The organism is Citrobacter amalonaticus (assembly GCF_037053465.1).
In the GTDB taxonomy this organism is placed as follows: Bacteria; Pseudomonadota; Gammaproteobacteria; order Enterobacterales; family Enterobacteriaceae; genus Citrobacter_A; species Citrobacter_A amalonaticus_H.
The window spans coordinates 1-15,245 of record NZ_JBALIF010000008.1 but is presented as its reverse complement, the minus strand read 5'-3'; the positions used below and the strand labels follow the sequence as shown (position 1 = coordinate 15,245).

At 49.4% G+C, this 15,245-nt stretch carries 12 protein-coding genes; 10 read left to right on the top strand and 2 right to left on the bottom strand.

The annotated features are described in order from the left end of the window. Nucleotides 1-51: 51 nt before the first annotated feature. Together rssB and galU are read left to right on the top strand one after the other, a co-directional pair. On the top strand, nt 52-1,065 hold the full coding sequence (gene rssB, locus WB371_RS14485) for a two-component system response regulator RssB (protein ID WP_336220753.1): 1,014 nt from the start codon (nt 52-54) through the stop codon (nt 1,063-1,065). Between the two features lie 200 nt (nt 1,066-1,265). Further along, a complete protein-coding gene (gene galU, locus WB371_RS14480; RefSeq protein WP_336220752.1) occupies nt 1,266-2,174 on the top strand; it encodes a UTP--glucose-1-phosphate uridylyltransferase GalU in 909 nt (302 codons plus the stop codon). Between the two features lie 143 nt (nt 2,175-2,317). Here the strand turns inward: galU and hns are convergent, their stop codons facing one another. Further along, nucleotides 2,318-2,731 carry a histone-like nucleoid-structuring protein H-NS gene (gene hns, locus WB371_RS14475; protein WP_042318627.1) on the bottom strand — a complete coding sequence of 138 codons (414 nt, stop codon included), beginning with the start codon at nt 2,729-2,731 and terminating at the stop codon, nt 2,318-2,320. 602 nt (nt 2,732-3,333) lie between these two features. On the opposite strand from hns, the gene tdk reads away from it, so the two are divergent. Beyond that, nucleotides 3,334-3,951: a thymidine kinase gene (gene tdk / locus WB371_RS14470; RefSeq protein ID WP_336220751.1), complete on the top strand. Its 618-nt coding sequence runs from the start codon at nt 3,334-3,336 to the stop codon at nt 3,949-3,951. Nucleotides 3,952-4,053: 102 nt separating this feature from the next. Here the strand turns inward: tdk and adhE are convergent, their stop codons facing one another. Continuing rightward, nucleotides 4,054-6,732, bottom strand: a complete 2,679-nt coding sequence (adhE, locus tag WB371_RS14465) for a bifunctional acetaldehyde-CoA/alcohol dehydrogenase (RefSeq protein WP_336220750.1) — start codon at nt 6,730-6,732, stop codon at nt 4,054-4,056. 476 nt (nt 6,733-7,208) lie between these two features. Between adhE and ychE the strand changes: the two genes are divergently transcribed. The 7 genes from ychE to WB371_RS14430 all read left to right on the top strand — a co-directional run bounded on the left by ychE (nt 7,209) and on the right by WB371_RS14430 (nt 15,119). Further along, nucleotides 7,209-7,856 carry an NAAT family transporter YchE gene (ychE, locus tag WB371_RS14460; RefSeq protein WP_336220749.1) on the top strand — a complete coding sequence of 216 codons (648 nt, stop codon included), beginning with the start codon at nt 7,209-7,211 and terminating at the stop codon, nt 7,854-7,856. A gap of 757 nt (nt 7,857-8,613) precedes the next feature. Beyond that, the gene (gene oppA, locus WB371_RS14455; protein WP_336220748.1) at nt 8,614-10,242 is read left to right on the top strand and encodes an oligopeptide ABC transporter substrate-binding protein OppA; all 1,629 of its coding nucleotides are present in this window, start codon (nt 8,614-8,616) and stop codon (nt 10,240-10,242) included. 118 nt (nt 10,243-10,360) lie between these two features. After that, complete coding sequence (oppB, locus tag WB371_RS14450) at nt 10,361-11,281, top strand: oligopeptide ABC transporter permease OppB (RefSeq protein WP_336220747.1); 921 nt, start codon at nt 10,361-10,363, stop codon at nt 11,279-11,281. Between the two features lie 14 nt (nt 11,282-11,295). Then, nucleotides 11,296-12,204, top strand: coding sequence for an oligopeptide ABC transporter permease OppC (gene oppC / locus WB371_RS14445; protein ID WP_336220746.1), 909 nt, complete (start codon nt 11,296-11,298; stop codon nt 12,202-12,204). An 11-nt stretch (nt 12,205-12,215) separates the two neighbouring features. Continuing rightward, a complete protein-coding gene (gene oppD / locus WB371_RS14440; RefSeq protein ID WP_336220745.1) occupies nt 12,216-13,229 on the top strand; it encodes a murein tripeptide/oligopeptide ABC transporter ATP-binding protein OppD in 1,014 nt (337 codons plus the stop codon). Beyond that, nucleotides 13,226-14,230, top strand: coding sequence for a murein tripeptide/oligopeptide ABC transporter ATP-binding protein OppF (gene oppF / locus WB371_RS14435; protein ID WP_336220744.1), 1,005 nt, complete (start codon nt 13,226-13,228; stop codon nt 14,228-14,230). The genes oppD and oppF overlap by 4 nt, the downstream gene beginning before the upstream one ends. A 52-nt stretch (nt 14,231-14,282) precedes the next feature. Then, entirely contained in the window at nt 14,283-15,119 is an 837-nt protein-coding gene (locus WB371_RS14430) for an ion transporter (protein WP_336220743.1), read from the top strand. The last annotated feature ends 126 nt before the right edge of the window (nt 15,120-15,245 follow it).

The following is a 15,245-nucleotide window of genomic DNA, read 5'->3' as shown; positions in this document are numbered from 1 at the left end:
AGTGTGGCAATAGCATGCCACTATTGAGTAAAGCCAGTCAGGGGAGAAAACATGACGCAGCCATTGGTCGGAAAACAAATTCTAATCGTTGAAGATGAGCCGGTATTTCGCTCGCTTCTGGATTCGTGGTTTTCCTCTCTTGGGGCGACAACGTCACTGGCCGGGGATGGGATTGAGGCGCTGGAACGGTTAACAAATTTCATCCCCGATCTCATGATTTGCGATCTCGCGATGCCGAGAATGAATGGCCTCAAGCTGGTTGAGCATTTACGTAATCGTGGTGACCAGACGCCAATCCTGGTGATTTCGGCGACCGAGAACATGGCCGATATCGCTAAAGCGTTACGTCTGGGCGTTGATGACGTTCTGCTTAAGCCAGTTAAAGATCTGACTCGCCTGCGTGAAACCGTTTTTGCCTGCCTCTATCCGAATATGTTTAATTCGCGGGTCGAAGAGGAAGAACGGCTGTTTCGCGACTGGGATGCGATGGTGGAAAACCCTACCGCCGCCGCAAAGTTGCTCCAGGAACTTCAACCTCCGGTACAACAGGTTATTTCGCATTGTCGGGTTAATTACCGGCAACTGGTTTCGGCTGACAAGCCGGGACTGGTTCTGGATATTGCGTCGCTTTCGGATAACGATCTGGCTTTTTATTGCCTGGATGTCACCCGCGCAGGGGATAATGGCGTACTGGCGGCATTACTGCTTCGGGCATTATTTAATGGCTTATTGCAGGAGCAACTGGCTCACCAGAATCAGCGTTTACCTGAACTGGGCGCATTATTGAAACAGGTGAACCATCTGCTTCGTCAGGCCAGTTTACCGGGACAATTTCCCTTATTGGTCGGCTATTATCATAGTGAGCTTAAAAATCTGATACTGGTTTCTGCCGGGCTTAATGCAACCCTCAATACCGGCTCACATAATGTCCAGATCAGTAATGGCGTTCCGCTCGGTACGTTAGGAAATACTTATTTGAATCAAATTAGCCAGCGTTGTGACGCATGGCAGTGTCAAATTTGGGGGGCTGGAGGGCGGCTTCGCCTGATGTTGTCTGCGGAATGAACAATCGGAAGGGCGAGTGTAAATTGCTTTTCCAGCCTTTCTCTGCTGGTGTTACTATCAGCGCCAGATTTATACGTATTACTCTTAATTATATGAACACGCATCCTTTTCGGACCTGAGACATATAACAGTGCTGATATACTCGATGCGATACAGATTGAAGAACACGTTCAATACATGAACAGTCCAGGAGAATTTAAATGGCTGCCATTAACTCGAAAGTCAAAAAAGCCGTTATCCCGGTAGCGGGATTAGGAACCAGGATGTTACCGGCGACAAAAGCTATCCCGAAAGAGATGTTGCCGCTGGTTGATAAGCCATTAATTCAGTATGTCGTTAACGAATGTATTGCTGCGGGCATCACTGAAATCGTGCTGGTGACGCACTCTTCTAAAAATTCAATTGAAAACCACTTCGATACCAGTTTTGAACTGGAAGCCATGCTGGAAAAACGTGTTAAGCGCCAGTTACTCGAAGAAGTGCAATCTATTTGCCCGCCGCACGTGACAATTATGCAGGTTCGTCAGGGGCTGGCAAAAGGTCTGGGGCACGCGGTATTGTGCGCGCACCCGGTAGTTGGTAATGAGCCAGTCGCAGTCATTTTGCCTGACGTAATTCTTGATGAGTTCGAGTCTGATTTATCCCAGGATAACCTGGCCGAAATGATCCGTCGTTTTGATGAGACCGGTAATAGTCAAATCATGGTAGAGCCGGTTGAGGATGTCACCGCTTACGGCGTTGTTGATTGTAAAGGTGTGCCCCTGGCGCCGGGCGAAAGTGTCCCAATGGTCGGTGTGGTTGAGAAGCCGAAGGCAGACGTGGCCCCGTCAAATCTGGCGATTGTGGGACGCTATGTATTGAGCGCTGACATCTGGGCACTGCTGGCAAAAACCCCTCCAGGAGCGGGTGACGAGATTCAGTTGACTGATGCCATCGATATGCTGATCGAAAAAGAAACCGTCGAAGCTTACCATATGAAAGGCAAGAGCCATGACTGTGGTAATAAATTAGGTTACATGCAGGCATTTGTGGAATATGGCATTCGTCATAATTCGCTTGGCAAGGAATTTAAGGCCTGGCTTGAAGAAGAGATGGGTATTAAGAAGTAACCTGTAACCTGACGTTATAATTAAGGCACTGAAACGGCGCACTCATCCTGCGCCGTTTTTTATGCTTACCACTTCGGGAGCACAACAGATTAGGGGTAAAAAAAATCCCGCAGATGCGGGATTTTGAACAGGTAAAATGCGGATTATTCCTTAATCAGGAAATCGTCCAGCTGTTTACCTTGCTCTTCCATTGCTTTTTTGATGACAGCCGGTGTGCGACCCTGACCGGTCCAGGTTTTCGTTTCACCGTTTTCATCAACATAGCTATATTTAGCCGGACGCGCTGCACGTTTAGCTTTGGTGCCAGATTTAACAGCAGCCATGCTATTCAGCAGTTCATTCGGATCAATACCGTCAGCAATCAGCATTTCACGATATTGTTGCAGTTTACGCGTGCGTTCTTCAACTTCAGCAGCCGCTGCGCTTTCTTCTTCACGACGTTCGTTTACAACAACTTCTAATTTTTCCAGCATTTCTTCCAGCGTTTCCAGAGTGCATTCTCTTGCCTGCGCACGAAGAGTACGGATGTTGTTCAGAATTTTAAGTGCTTCGCTCATTGTAGTAATCTCAAACTTATATTGGGGGTGGTTTGTTGAGCTAATAATAGAGCCTTAAATTCAGATGTGCAATAGCCAGGAATGTAAGGAATTCAAAATTGCACTTTATTTTTTACCAGTAATAAATATCCGAACTTAAATTTTTCTTGAAGAAACGCACAAAAAAGAGCTTATTGGCAGAGAGGTTACTCCTTTTAATGCGCTTATGTATCCTGTTTCAGGTCACATTTTTTCATGAAAAAAAAGCCTCACACTCCAGGGATTTCAACCTTTTGTATTAGTTTTCCTGACACTCCGGGTCTATTACCAGGCGAGATTTATGTAGAACAGTAACAATAAGCCTGGGGTTTCCATTTAGTCAGTGTTGATAAGCGGTGTTGATGAATATCGAACGCACAATATGGCAAGAATGGGATTCGTCGCGCATTGTTTGTTCAATTGTTAATTCGGAGATTCCTGATAATTTCAGTTACCGATTTTTGTACACCCCGCATTGGCGCTGAAGGATATTGCCCATTAGCGCAGAACCGGGCGCTGAAAGCAGGGGAAATCATGATACACTTCTCACGTCTTAATTTCTCTTTGGTGAGGGTCTGTGGCCAATGGCTCAACTATATTTCTACTATTCAGCAATGAATGCAGGTAAGTCGACGGCCTTACTGCAATCTTCATACAATTACCAGGAACGTGGGATGCGAACCGTCGTATATACGGCGGAAATAGACGACCGGTATGGTGCAGGCAAAGTGAGTTCGCGTATTGGCCTCTCTTCGCCGGCCAAATTGTTTAACCAGAATTCCTCTCTGTATGAAGAGATTGCTGCCGACAATGCGCGTCAGCCAGTTCATTGCGTATTGGTGGATGAATGCCAGTTTTTAACCCGGCAACAGGTCTATGAATTATCGGAAGTCGTTGATCAACTGGATATTCCCGTACTGTGTTACGGATTACGCACCGATTTCCGCGGCGAGCTGTTTATCGGTAGCCAATATCTGCTCTCATGGTCAGACAAGCTGGTCGAATTAAAAACGATCTGCTTCTGTGGTCGCAAAGCGAGTATGGTTTTACGCCTCGATCAGGCGGGCAGACCTTACAATGAAGGCGAGCAGGTGGTGATAGGCGGCAATGAGCGCTATGTGTCGGTCTGTCGTAAGCATTATAAGGAAGCGCTGGCTGAGGGGTCTCTCACGGCGATTCAGGAGCGCCATCGTCGGGATTAGCTTAAATCACGTTTGCGGATGGCCACGCTAAACAGCCGCGAAACGCACACAAAAAAGCGGCCTCAAATGAGGCCGCTTTTGTCATGTTAAGGCGTTATCACATTAAGCGGATTTCTTCGCTTTCTTCTCTGCTTTCGGGGCAGCGGCAACAGCGTCTTTCTTCACAGGAGTGCCTTCGCTGAACTCACGTCCGTAGTAGGTATCCATCAGAATCTGTTTCAGCTCGGAGATCAGTGGGTAGCGCGGGTTAGCGCCGGTGCACTGGTCATCGAAAGCGTCTTCAGACAGTTTGTCAACGTGTGCCAGGAAGTCAGCTTCCTGCACGCCAGCTTCACGGATAGATTTCGGAATACCCAGCTCCGCTTTCAGGCTTTCCAGCCACGCCAGCAGTTTCTCAATCTTCGCGGCAGTACGGTCGCCCGGTGCGCTCAGACCCAGATGGTCAGCGATTTCAGCATAACGACGGCGAGCCTGCGGACGGTCATACTGGCTGAACGCCGTCTGCTTGGTCGGGTTATCGTTGGCGTTATAACGGATAACGTTGCTGATCAACAGGGCGTTCGCCAGACCGTGCGGAATGTGGAACTGAGAACCCAGTTTGTGCGCCATTGAGTGACATACACCGAGGAAGGCGTTCGCAAACGCGATACCGGCGATGGTAGCCGCACTGTGAACACGCTCACGTGCTACCGGGTTTTTAGACCCTTCGTGATAGGATGCTGGCAGGTTTTCTTTCAGCAGTTTCAGCGCCTGCAGAGCCTGACCGTCAGAGAACTCAGAAGCCAGTACGGAAACGTAAGCTTCCAGGGCGTGAGTGACGGCATCAAGACCACCGAATGCACACAGAGACTTCGGCATGTCCATAACGAGGTTAGCATCGACAATCGCCATATCCGGGGTCAGCGCATAGTCAGCCAGCGGATATTTTTGACCTGTTGCATCGTCGGTTACCACGGCAAATGGGGTAACTTCAGAACCAGTACCGGAAGTGGTGGTGACAGCAACCATTTTCGCTTTCACGCCCATTTTCGGGAACTTGTAGATACGTTTACGGATATCCATAAAGCGCAGCGCCAGTTCTTCGAAGTGAGTTTCCGGATGTTCGTACATAACCCACATAATTTTCGCGGCATCCATCGGTGAACCACCGCCCAGCGCGATAATCACGTCTGGTTTGAAGGAGTTCGCCAGCTCTGCGCCTTTACGTACGACGGACAGAGTCGGATCAGCTTCAACTTCAAAGAAGACTTCAGTTTCAACGCCTGCCGCTTTCAGTACAGATGTAATCTGGTCAGCGTAGCCGTTGTTGAACAGGAAGCGGTCAGTCACGATGAGCGCACGTTTGTGGCCATCAGTAATCACTTCATCCAGCGCGATTGGCAGTGAGCCACGGCGGAAGTAGATAGATTTCGGAAGTTTGTGCCACAACATGTTTTCAGCTCGCTTAGCAACGGTTTTCTTGTTGATCAGGTGTTTTGGACCAACGTTTTCAGAGATGGAGTTACCACCCCAGGAACCACAACCCAGAGTCAGGGAAGGTGCGAGTTTGAAGTTATACAGGTCGCCGATACCACCCTGAGAAGCCGGGGTGTTGATCAGGATACGCGCGGTTTTCATCATCTGACCGAAGTAAGCAACGCGTTCTGGCTGGTTATCCTGGTCGGTGTACAGGCAAGAGGTATGACCGATACCGCCCATTGCGACCAGTTTTTCCGCTTTATCTACCGCATCTTCGAAATCTTTCGCACGGTACATCGCCAGAGTAGGGGAGAGTTTTTCATGAGCAAACGGCTCGCTCTCATCAACCACTTTCACTTCACCGATCAGAATCTTGGTGGTTTCCGGCACAGAGAAGCCTGCCAGTTCGGCAATTTTGTATGCCGGCTGACCTACGATAGCTGCGTTCAGCGCGCCATTTTTCAGAATCACATCCTGAACGGCTTTCAGTTCTTTACCCTGCAGCAGGTAACCGCCGTGGCTGGCGAAACGTTCGCGAACTGCGTCGTAAACAGAATCAACAACAACTACGGACTGTTCAGAAGCACAGATCACGCCGTTATCGAAGGTTTTTGACATCAGTACAGAGGCAACAGCACGTTTAATATCCGCTGTTTCATCGATAACTACCGGGGTGTTACCCGCGCCTACGCCGATAGCAGGTTTACCAGAGCTGTAAGCCGCTTTAACCATGCCTGGACCACCGGTTGCCAGAATCAGGTTGATATCCGGGTGGTGCATCAGCGCGTTAGACAGTTCGACAGACGGTTGATCGATCCAGCCAATCAGATCTTTCGGCGCGCCCGCAGCGATGGCTGCCTGCAACACGATATCGGCTGCTTTGTTGGTCGCGTCTTTCGCACGTGGATGCGGGGAGAAGATGATTGCGTTACGGGTCTTCAGGCTGATAAGCGATTTGAAGATTGCCGTAGAGGTTGGGTTAGTGGTTGGAACGATACCGCAGATGATACCGATCGGTTCAGCAATCGTGATGGTCCCGAAGGTATCGTCTTCAGACAGAACGCCACAAGTTTTCTCATCTTTGTATGCGTTATAGATGTATTCAGAAGCAAAGTGGTTTTTGATCACTTTATCTTCGATGATACCCATGCCGGATTCGGCAACGGCCATCTTGGCGAGAGGAATTCGAGCATCTGCAGCAGCCAGAGCGGCGGCGCGGAAGATTTTGTCAACTTGTTCTTGAGTGAAACTGGCATATTCACGCTGGGCTTTTTTTACGCGCTCGACGAGTGCGTTAAGTTCAGCGACATTAGTAACAGCCATAATGCTCTCCTGATAATGTTAAACTTTTTTAGTAAATCATCTGCTCGATACGTGAGTATAGACAGCGGGCGCTAATTTGTATAACAGCCAGAAAATCAAATGGTTAATTAACGTCCAGTTCGCTCTGATTTACTAAAAGAGCTTATGCGTCAGCGTTATCTCACCCTAACGCGTTTCTTCCAGGTGGCGTAAGCAAGGTTACTCACTTCTGAGTAGATATTATGTGACGCAGATCAAATTTTTCCAAAGCTGACACCTTTCAGCAGGCGCTTTTCACCCTAAATGCGAGGTGTGGATTAATTGTAATAGTGAATGTAATTAAAATTATCATAATTAAAACATATTAATAACGTCCGGAAGTGGAGGCAATTTTAACTTTGCCCAGGTGAAATGTGCTGCGAAAAGGCGTATCTTCAGCACGGTTTTGACCTGTGAACTTTGACTAACTTTATACGGCTAACGCTTCGGAGCTAACCGTGATCCAAACGCTCTTCGATTTTCCTGTTTATTTTAAATTTTTCATCGGGTTGTTTGCGTTAGTTAACCCGGTAGGGATTATTCCCGTCTTTATCAGTATGACCAGTTATCAGACGGCGGCAGCGCGTAACAAAACGAACCTGACTGCCAACCTGTCTGTGGCCATTATTTTGTGGACTTCTTTATTTCTGGGCGATGGCATTCTTCAACTTTTTGGCATTTCCATTGACTCATTCCGGATTGCAGGCGGGATCCTCGTCGTGACGATCGCTATGTCAATGATTAGCGGAAAACTGGGTGAAGATAAGCAGAACAAACAGGAAAAATCAGAAACCGCGATTCGTGAAAGCGTCGGGGTCGTTCCGTTAGCATTACCGCTGATGGCCGGGCCTGGGGCTATCAGTTCAACCATTGTCTGGGGCACGCGTTTTCACAGCGTGATGTATCTGCTTGGCTTCTTTGTCGCTATTGCGCTTTTTGCCCTGTGCTGTTGGGGACTATTCCGCATGGCGCCGTGGTTAGTCCGCGTGTTGGGCCAGACAGGAATTAACGTGATTACGCGTATCATGGGTCTGCTATTAATGGCGCTGGGCATCGAGTTTATCGTAACCGGTATTAAGGCCATATTCCCCGGGTTGCTGAGTTAATTTCCTTTCATATGAAACAGTCAACGGGGTCGTGCGTGGCTCCGTTTTCTGCCCCAGGACGTCACCTTTCTTACTTTTCAGCTAAAGCCTTCGATTAAACCTGAATACCCATCAGGAATATCCCATAATTAACACGTTGATATTATTGTATTTTTAAAATCCTCAACATGCGCCAGCATGTTAAATTGTTCACATCATGATCCTGGACTTGATGAAGAATAATCGAAATGTTATTAGTTATTTCAATGACCTCTTAGATGAATGTGCTAAATAATAACCAATTGTTAATTTTTTGTGCATTCTGGCGCTTTTCAACGGTTCGAACGACTTCGGCTGAAGAGGAGATTATTAATTGCATGATTAGTAATGAATTGTTTTAAACATTCTTTTTCGGGAACGTCCAGGGGGAGCGGTTTTTTTTCGCTAAAAGAGAATTGCTTAACAAATCTGTAAATTGTATTGGCGGTTCAGAAACGCATTTGCTACTTTCCGACAGTTCATTTTGCAGCAGATTGCACGTTGATGAGAATAAATATCAACTAAGCAATAAGACACATTTTTAATGCGTCTCCGGCAGGGGAGAGGCATCAAGAATCGACGTAAGGCGGTCATTCGAATCGTCAGAATAAATAAAGTCGGTGATAGCAGGCAGTAAACGATCTGACAGCAGAACGTCTCCGGAGCTGTTCAGAGATCCCGGACGGGATTAACAGGCTGGTGATAAAACCAGTAATTATAATGAGGGAGTACAAACACAATGACCAACACGAAAAAAAGTTTAGTGGCTGCAGGAATTCTCACTGCGCTAATCGGCGGAAATGTTGCTACGGCGGCGGTTGTTCCGGCAGGCGTTCAACTGGCGGAAAAGCAGACTCTGGTGCGCAATAATGGTTCGGAAGTTCAGTCCCTCGACCCCCATAAAATCGAAGGCGTACCGGAATCTAACGTTAGCCGCGATCTGTTCGAAGGTTTATTAATCAGCGACGTTGACGGTAAACCGTCTCCGGGCGTCGCGGAAAAATGGGAAAATAAAGACTTTAAAGTCTGGACATTCCATCTGCGCAAAGATGCAAAATGGTCCGATGGTTCTCCCGTTACGGCCCATGATTTTGTTTATAGCTGGCAGCGTCTGGCCGATCCGAATACCGCATCACCGTACGCCAGCTATTTACAGTACGGTCACATCGTCAATATTGACGATATCGTCGCCGGTAAAAAACCTGTCACCGATCTGGGCGTTAAAGCTATCGATGATAATACCTTTGAAGTGACCCTGAGCGAGCCTGTTCCTTATTTCTATAAGCTGCTGGTTCACTCATCCGTTTCTCCGGTTCCCAAAGCGGCGGTTGAGAAATTTGGTGAGAAATGGACCCAGCCTGCCAATATTGTGACCAACGGTGCTTATAAGCTGAAAGACTGGGTGGTCAATGAGCGCATTGTGCTTGAGCGTAATACAAATTATTGGGACAACGCCAAAACCGTTATCAATCAGGTAACGTACCTGCCTATCTCGTCTGAAGTGACGGACGTAAACCGCTATCGCAGTGGTGAAATCGACATGACCTATAACAACATGCCGATTGAATTGTTCCAGAAACTGAAAAAAGAGATCCCGAACGAAGTTCATGTCGACCCGTATCTGTGCACCTACTATTACGAAATTAATAACCAGAAGGCACCGTTTACAGATGTTCGCGTGCGCACCGCGCTCAAGCTGGCGCTGGACCGCGATATTATCGTCAATAAGGTGAAAAACCAGGGCGATTTGCCCGCCTATAGCTTCACACCTCCGTACACGGACGGCGCGAAACTGGTTGAACCTGAGTGGTTTGGCTGGACCCAGGAAAAACGTAACGAAGAAGCGAAGAAACTGCTGGCCGAAGCTGGATATACCGCGGATAAGCCGTTGACCTTTAACCTGCTGTATAACACTTCCGATTTACATAAGAAGCTGGCTATCGCTGCCGCCTCTATCTGGAAGAAAAATCTCGGTGTAAACGTGAAACTGGAAAACCAGGAGTGGAAAACCTTCCTCGATACGCGCCATCAGGGGACCTTTGATGTCGCGCGTGCAGCCTGGTGTGCGGATTACAACGAACCGACTTCCTTCCTCAACATGGTGCTGTCGGACAGTTCAAACAACACAACACATTATAAGAGCCCGGCATTTGACAAGATCATCGCTGACACACTGAAAGTTACTGACGACGCTCAGCGTACTGAACTGTACGCCAAAGCCGAACAGCAGCTTGATAAAGACTCCGCGATGGTGCCAGTGTATTACTACGTGAACGCCCGTCTGGTGAAACCGTGGGTGGGTGGTTATACCGGTAAAGACCCGATGGATAATATCCACGTCAAAGACTTGTATATTATCAAGCATTAATGGCAAAGGGTGGGGCAGCGAGTGTTGCCCCACAGTGTCTTTTTCGTCGACTATTAACACCTCTCATCTGCAATGATGCGTGAAAAGGTGTAAAGGCACTCGCCAGAAGGTACGGGCAATGTTGAAATTTATTATACGTCGCTGTCTGGAAGCAATTCCGACACTGTTTATTCTCATCACGATTTCGTTCTTTATGATGCGTCTTGCGCCGGGAAGTCCTTTCACCGGGGAACGCGCGCTACCGCCAGAAGTTCTGGCGAATATTGAAGCGAAATATCATCTGAACGACCCTATCATGACCCAGTATTTCAGTTACCTGAAACAACTGGCGCACGGCGATTTCGGGCCCTCGTTCAAATATAAAGATTATACGGTTAACGATTTGGTCGCCTCGAGCTTTCCGGTGTCTGCGAAGCTGGGCATCGCGGCCTTCTTGCTGGCTGTTGTCCTCGGTGTGAGCGCTGGGGTGATTGCCGCGCTGAAGCAAAACACGCGTTGGGACTACACGGTCATGGGGGTGGCAATGACCGGCGTAGTGATACCGAGTTTTGTCGTTGCGCCGCTGCTGGTGATGATCTTCGCCATCACTCTCAAATGGCTGCCGGGCGGTGGCTGGAACGGCGGGGCGCTGAAATTTATGATTCTGCCGATGGTGGCATTATCGCTCGCTTATATCGCCAGCATTTCGCGTATTACCCGTGGCTCGATGATTGAAGTGTTGCACTCGAACTTCATTCGCACCGCAAGAGCCAAGGGGCTGCCGATGCGTCGTATCATTTTTCGTCATGCGCTGAAACCGGCACTTCTCCCTGTACTTTCTTATATGGGACCCGCATTTGTCGGCATTATCACCGGTTCGATGGTGATTGAGACCATTTATGGTCTGCCGGGTATTGGCCAACTGTTTGTTAACGGTGCGCTGAACCGTGACTATTCGCTGGTTCTTAGCCTGACGATTCTGGTGGGGACATTGACCATCGTTTTTAATGCGATTGTCGATGTGCTGTATGCCGTGATCGACCCGAAAATTCGTTACTGATACTGGAGCTCGCGATGATGTTAAGTAAGAAAAATAGCGACGCGCTGGAGAATTTCAGTGAGAAGCTGGAGGTCGAGGGGCGCAGTTTGTGGCAGGACGCGCGCCGTCGTTTTATGCATAACCGCGCAGCGGTAGCCAGTCTGGTTGTGCTGGTCATCATTGCGCTGTTTGTAACGCTGGCACCGATGCTGTCGCAGTTTACCTATTTCGACACCGACTGGGGAATGATGTCGAGTGCGCCAGATATCGAGTCCGGGCACTATTTCGGCACGGATTCCTCCGGCCGCGACCTGTTGGTGCGTGTGGCAATTGGCGGGCGTATTTCACTGATGGTGGGTATCGCCGCTGCGCTGGTGGCCGTGGTGGTAGGGACCTTGTACGGTTCGCTGTCTGGCTATCTGGGCGGCAAAATAGATTCTGTGATGATGCGCTTGCTGGAAATCCTCAACTCCTTCCCGTTTATGTTCTTTGTCATTCTACTGGTGACCTTCTTTGGACAAAATATCCTGTTGATTTTTGTGGCTATTGGGATGGTTTCCTGGCTGGACATGGCGCGTATTGTGCGCGGACAAACTTTAAGCCTGAAGCGCAAAGAGTTTATCGAAGCGGCGCAGGTTGGTGGCGTATCGACGGCCAGTATTGTTCTGCGCCACATCGTTCCAAACGTGCTGGGCGTGGTGGTGGTATATGCCTCGTTACTGGTGCCGAGCATGATTCTGTTTGAATCCTTCCTCAGCTTCCTTGGCCTGGGGACACAGGAACCCTTGAGCAGTTGGGGCGCATTACTGAGCGATGGCGCAAACTCGATGGAGGTCTCGCCGTGGTTGCTGCTGTTTCCGGCAGGTTTCCTGGTGGTGACGTTGTTCTGTTTTAACTTTATTGGCGATGGCCTGCGTGATGCCCTCGACCCGAAAGACCGTTAAGGAGTGCAGCCATGAGCGTAATTGAAACGGCCAGCGCGCCGCTCGCGCAGCAAAGGGCTAGCGCACTGCTGGACGTAAAAGATCTTCGTGTAACTTTCAGCACCCCGGACGGTGATGTTACGGCGGTGAATGATTTGAACTTCACGCTGCGGGCGGGAGAAACGCTGGGTATCGTTGGCGAGTCCGGTTCCGGCAAGTCGCAAACCGCGTTTGCCCTGATGGGACTGCTCGCGTCAAATGGGCGGATTGGCGGTTCAGCACTGTTTGGTGGGCGTGAAATCCTCAATCTGCCTGAGCACGAGCTGAATAAGCTGCGTGCCGAACAGATCTCGATGATTTTTCAGGACCCGATGACCTCGTTAAACCCCTACATGCGTGTCGGTGAGCAGCTTATGGAAGTGTTGATGCTGCATAAAGGCATGAGCAAAGCTGAAGCGTTTGAAGAGTCGGTCAGAATGCTGGATGCAGTGAAAATGCCGGAAGCACGTAAGCGGATGAAGATGTTCCCCCATGAATTTTCCGGCGGTATGCGCCAGCGTGTGATGATCGCCATGGCGCTGTTGTGTCGGCCAAAATTACTGATTGCCGACGAGCCTACGACGGCCCTGGATGTCACCGTGCAGGCGCAAATCATGACGCTTCTGAATGAGCTTAAGCGTGAGTTTAATACCGCAATTATTATGATTACGCACGATCTCGGCGTTGTGGCGGGAATTTGCGATAAGGTGCTGGTGATGTATGCCGGTCGTACTATGGAGTACGGCAATGCGCGCGATGTCTTTTATCAGCCCGTTCATCCTTATTCGATTGGTTTGCTTAATGCAGTACCTCGTCTGGACGGCGAGGGGGAAGAAATGCTGACGATCCCGGGGAACCCGCCGAACTTACTGCGTCTGCCGAAAGGCTGCCCATTCCAGCCTCGCTGCCCGCATGCGATGGAGATATGCAGTAGTGCGCCGCCGCTGGAGGAGTTCAGTCCGGGCCGCCTGCGCGCGTGCTTTAAACCGGTGGAGGATCTGGCATGAACGCAGTTGATGAAAAACGAAAAGTTCTCCTCGAAATCGCCGATCTCAAAGTGCATTTCGATATTAAAGATGGCAAACAGTGGTTCTGGCAACCATCGAAAACCCTGAAGGCGGTTGATGGCGTGACGCTGCGTCTGTATGAAGGGGAGACGCTGGGGGTTGTTGGGGAGTCGGGCTGCGGAAAATCGACCTTTGCCCGCGCGATTATTGGGCTGGTCAAAGCAACCGATGGGCGGGTGGCCTGGTTAGGGAAAGATCTGCTCGGCATGAAGCCCGATGAATGGCGTGATGTCCGCAGCGATATCCAGATGATTTTCCAGGATCCGCTGGCATCATTAAACCCGCGTATGACCATCGGCGAAATCATCTCAGAGCCACTGCGGACTTATCATCCGAAACTGTCGCGTCATGAAGTACGTGACAGAGTGAAAGCGATGATGATGAAGGTGGGGTTACTGCCAAATTTGATCAACCGTTATCCGCATGAGTTTTCTGGCGGTCAGTGCCAGCGAATCGGCATTGCCCGAGCGTTGATTCTGGAACCGAAACTGATTATCTGTGACGAGCCCGTCTCCGCGCTCGATGTGTCGATTCAGGCCCAGGTGGTCAACCTGTTACAACAACTGCAGCGGGAAATGGGGTTGTCGCTGATCTTTATTGCCCATGACCTGGCCGTCGTGAAGCATATTTCCGATCGCGTTCTGGTGATGTATCTGGGACATGCGGTGGAGTTAGGGACGTACGATGAGGTTTATCACAATCCTCTGCACCCCTACACCAAAGCGCTGATGTCTGCTGTGCCAATTCCCGATCCCGATCTGGAAAAGAACAAAACGATTCAGTTGCTGGAGGGGGAGCTTCCGTCGCCAATTAATCCGCCTTCGGGCTGCGTATTTCGTACCCGCTGCCCGATTGCCGGGCCAGAATGTGCGAAAACGCGTCCGGTACTGGAGGGGAGTTTCCGGCATGCGGTTTCCTGCCTTAAAGTAGACCCGTTATAATCGCAAGGGCTGACAGTGTGTCAGCCCTGATTGTTAGTGAGGTAAACTAAGCGTGTCGCTTTCATTATCATCGCTTCGCCGGCGAATTTATCATGGTCTGTTTGATTTAAATACGCGCTCCGGACGACGGGTAGAGGGATTCTGCGCACTGTTTGCGCTGCTCAGCGTACTGATTATTTTTATCGAATCGGGTCTCGGTACGCAGTATCACCTGACCTATGATGAATGGCATATTTTTGTCTGGCTGGAACTCATCGTCACCGCGGTCTTCACGATTGAGTATTTTTTACGGCTGTTAAGCTGGCCAAATCCGGCGAAATATGTGTTCAGTTTCTGGGGAATGATCGACCTTATCACCATACTGCCACTGTATGTCATGTGGTTGTGGCCAGAAATGAGCCTCAATTATGTTTTTGCCTGGCGGGCAATGCGATCTATTCGTATTCTGCGGATCCTGAAACTCCTGCGCTTTATGCCATCACTGCGTGTTTTCTGGCAGGCGGTAATGAGCGCCCGGCATCAGCTTATTTTGTTTTATTGTTTTATTGCCATCGTCATGATTATTTTCGGAACGTTGATGTATCTCATTGAGGGACCGAAATATGGCTTTACGACGCTGAATGCTTCGGTTTATTGGGCGATTGTGACAGTGACGACCGTCGGGTATGGGGATATAACGCCGCATACGCCGCTGGGAAGGATCGTGGCATCGGTACTGATCCTGATCGGCTATTCAGTGATTGCGATTCCAACCGGTTTAATTACCACCCATATGAGTACGGCTTTTCAGAAAGGCAATCAGCAACGTAAATGCCCGCAATGCCAGCAGGCCCAGCATGAGCACAGCGCGAAATTTTGTAACCACTGCGGAAGTAAATTGCCTGACTAAGTAAAAAACCACCTGCATAGCAGGTGGCTTTGACACAGCCCCCTAAAAGGGGGCTTAAACACTACCCTTCCAGTCCCAGCTGTATTTGTCTTTCTTCTTCCTCTTTGGCTACCTTGTCCTGGTACC

Coding starts and splice junctions, on each gene's coding strand:
- adhE (WP_336220750.1), bottom strand. CDS start 6,732: ATGGCTGTTACTAATGTCGCTGAACTTAACGCACTCGTCGAGCGCGTA.
- oppA (WP_336220748.1), top strand. CDS start 8,614: ATGACCAACACGAAAAAAAGTTTAGTGGCTGCAGGAATTCTCACTGCG.
- oppC (WP_336220746.1), top strand. CDS start 11,296: ATGATGTTAAGTAAGAAAAATAGCGACGCGCTGGAGAATTTCAGTGAG.
- galU (WP_336220752.1), top strand. CDS start 1,266: ATGGCTGCCATTAACTCGAAAGTCAAAAAAGCCGTTATCCCGGTAGCG.
- oppB (WP_336220747.1), top strand. CDS start 10,361: ATGTTGAAATTTATTATACGTCGCTGTCTGGAAGCAATTCCGACACTG.
- rssB (WP_336220753.1), top strand. CDS start 52: ATGACGCAGCCATTGGTCGGAAAACAAATTCTAATCGTTGAAGATGAG.
- oppF (WP_336220744.1), top strand. CDS start 13,226: ATGAACGCAGTTGATGAAAAACGAAAAGTTCTCCTCGAAATCGCCGAT.
- tdk (WP_336220751.1), top strand. CDS start 3,334: ATGGCTCAACTATATTTCTACTATTCAGCAATGAATGCAGGTAAGTCG.
- oppD (WP_336220745.1), top strand. CDS start 12,216: ATGAGCGTAATTGAAACGGCCAGCGCGCCGCTCGCGCAGCAAAGGGCT.
- hns (WP_042318627.1), bottom strand. CDS start 2,731: ATGAGCGAAGCACTTAAAATTCTGAACAACATCCGTACTCTTCGTGCG.